The organism is Nocardia colli (assembly GCF_008704205.1).
Classification (GTDB): Bacteria; Actinomycetota; Actinomycetes; order Mycobacteriales; family Mycobacteriaceae; genus Nocardia; species Nocardia colli.
In genome coordinates this window covers 1-2404 of the sequence record NZ_VXLC01000065.1, presented here as the reverse complement: position 1 = coordinate 2404, position 2404 = coordinate 1, and the positions used below count along the sequence as shown (strand labels likewise).

Genomic DNA, 2404 nt, shown 5'->3' with positions numbered 1-2404 from the left:
GATGCCGGCTACCGCTAGCCAGGCCAGACCCGAACGAGCCGCGACTGCCGTGGCCCCCAACACCTTGGAATCCTGAACACGACCAACCCAATGGCCCAGACACGACACGCCCCGGCCCATCACAAACTGAACCCACCCCGCAGCCCGGTGATACCGGCGGTGACCAGCAGCCGGGCATCGACCCGGACAACCCGCAACCACCGCTCGATGAGCCCGACGACCCAAGCCTGCCACCGCAAAGCGATCCTGACCCGCACGCTCCACCAGATCATGGCCACACCCGCGTTCCCCCTGAGCAGGAACCGGAACCAGGCCCAGTCTCGCCCACACCGTGGGTTCCGCCGCAAAGTAGCATCGACCCCGGCCCGGGTAGTACACCCGATGACCCGCCCGTGCCCGAAGAAGCACAGGAGGCGATCGAGCGTGCTGAACAGATCGTTCAAGAAGCCGCCAATTTGGCGTGGCAGCAAGTTGTCGGCGCATTTGGGCCGAATCTGCCTCCATTCTTGCTCGGAATTTTCGCCCACACGGTTTACGAGGAACTCATGAACAGCGCCTTCGGGCCGCTGTTCGCATCGGAGTTTCCGAACTTCAGGCTCGGCATCGAGGAATCGTTCATGCCCAATGGCACCGACGCAGACTACCGTGGCCAGCCAGGATCGTTCCGACCAGACACTGTCCTGCAGATGCTCTTCGAAGACCTGGCGCAAAACTGGCGTGTTATCCAGGTCTGGGACCTGAAGACCGGAAACGCGACAATTGACAAGGCATGGGCAGACATCGCACGCGGCGCTTTTGATATTACTTACAGCTGGATCAAGAATCTGAGACCGGACTAAGAGTGTCCGACGGCGGTGCCATTCATATTCGTTAAATAGGAGAGGTCACATGGGAACGGGCAAGGACATACCTCCAGTGTCACCGGAGCTGATGCAACAGATCATGGCACGAATACAGAAACCGCAAGCAGGCAAGGGGAAGGCCTGGCAAAAGGTTGCCGAAGCAGCGGCGGAAAGCCTGGGCTCGGACTGGATCGTCACCGGATCACGTATGAAGACCTCGCTGGTCCGTACACCGATCCGATGGTGGTATCAGGCAATCGGTTTCGCGCCATCAACAGTCAACGGCCAACTGGGCATGGAATACCAGCCGCTAGTCCGTCCGATTCGGGCCGGGATACTCGGTCACCACGGCGGCATTCGGCAAAGCGAATATCCTTTGCCCTTCCAACGCCAGAGCCCGAACTTCCGAGCCGACGCGCCGAGGGAGATTCCTGTCTTCGACACCGATGCCGCCGTAGACACAGTGATCTGGTGGGCGACCGGGCCGGCTAAGGAAATCATCGAATGGCAAACAGATCGCCAGTGGGCGGATCGCGATGAAAAAGCATACGCAACACGCACACCATCCGTTAGGCCGATCGTCTGGACGGCACTGCCGGGCTGGCGGGTATTGTTCGATACCGGATCCCCGTTGCCGATCATCGACTCGATCATCACCGAATTGATCGACGGCGAAGGACTGTACGACGAAGAGCGGGACTTCTGGATGCAGTTCCGTGAGCTCGCCGCAGCCGAGGGCGATCGAGCGGTGATGCTGCGATTCCTCGACGAGCAACGCCGACGCAGTCTGATTGAGCACTGTGGCGTTCCGGAATCCGCAATTGCCGATGTCCTCACCGAACAGGACTGAGCACATGGACTACTGGATCTTCGAATCCCGCGCTGTCGGCCACGCAGACGCGAACGGCGGATTCGTTTTCGACCGCGACCCCGAAGACGCCCTGATCGGTGACCCACCACTGTTTCTCGTCCGCGCCGACCTCGCCGACGAACTGACCGACTACGGCTACCGGTCGGCTCCCATTACACAGTCGATCGCACGGGATTCGGCAATACCTCAACCACCGACCTACCTCCGCCTGGACACAGCCGGCCGCTCCCCAGGTATCGACGACGCCGCTCTCACCGCCGATGGCAAGCTGGTCGTATCCAACGCATTCCTCGCGCTGGTCCTGCCCTTCGGGATCGACACCAGTGCGGACTTCCTCGCCTGGAAGGGCAGCGAAGGCGAGCACCGTTGAGCAGGAACACTGTTCACCGAGTACACCGCGCACTCCATGACGTGTGGGCACGGGTTGTCCGCTCAGGAGATTTTGCGGCGGTAGGTGAGCATGGCGAAGAAGTAGGCGACGGCGAGGATGCCGAGGCACCAGGCTAGGGCGATCCAGATGTCGCCGCCTACTGGTTGTTGGGTGAAGAGGTTCCGGACGGCGTTGACGATGTAGGTCACCGGCTGGTTTTCGGCGAACGCACGTACGGGGGCGGGCATGGAGCCGGTGGGGACGAAAGCCGAGCTGATGAATGGCAGGAAGATGAGGGGGTAGGAGAAGGCGCTGGCGCCG

5 protein-coding genes are annotated in these 2404 nt (G+C 61.2%); 3 read left to right on the top strand and 2 right to left on the bottom strand.

The annotated features are described in order from the left end of the window. Window positions 1-119: 119 nt before the first annotated feature. Window positions 120-278, bottom strand: a complete 159-nt coding sequence (locus tag F3087_RS46390) for a hypothetical protein (RefSeq protein ID WP_191094483.1) — start codon at window positions 276-278, stop codon at window positions 120-122. Between the two features lie 114 nt (window positions 279-392). On the opposite strand from F3087_RS46390, the gene F3087_RS45700 reads away from it, so the two are divergent. Genes F3087_RS45700 through F3087_RS45690 form a run of 3 tightly spaced genes read left to right on the top strand, consistent with a single transcriptional unit; the run spans window position 393 to window position 2083 of the window. Next, window positions 393-839, top strand: coding sequence for a hypothetical protein (locus tag F3087_RS45700; protein ID WP_150408477.1), 447 nt, complete (start codon window positions 393-395; stop codon window positions 837-839). A gap of 49 nt (window positions 840-888) precedes the next feature. Beyond that, window positions 889-1692, top strand: a complete 804-nt coding sequence (locus F3087_RS45695) for a hypothetical protein (RefSeq protein WP_150408476.1) — start codon at window positions 889-891, stop codon at window positions 1690-1692. Between the two features lie 4 nt (window positions 1693-1696). Then, entirely contained in the window at window positions 1697-2083 is a 387-nt protein-coding gene (locus F3087_RS45690) for a hypothetical protein (protein WP_150408475.1), read from the top strand. Window positions 2084-2145: 62 nt separating this feature from the next. Here F3087_RS45690 and F3087_RS45685 read toward each other — a convergent pair. Next, a partial coding sequence (locus F3087_RS45685; RefSeq protein WP_150408474.1) for an ABC transporter permease occupies window positions 2146-2404 on the bottom strand: 259 nt, incomplete at its 5' end.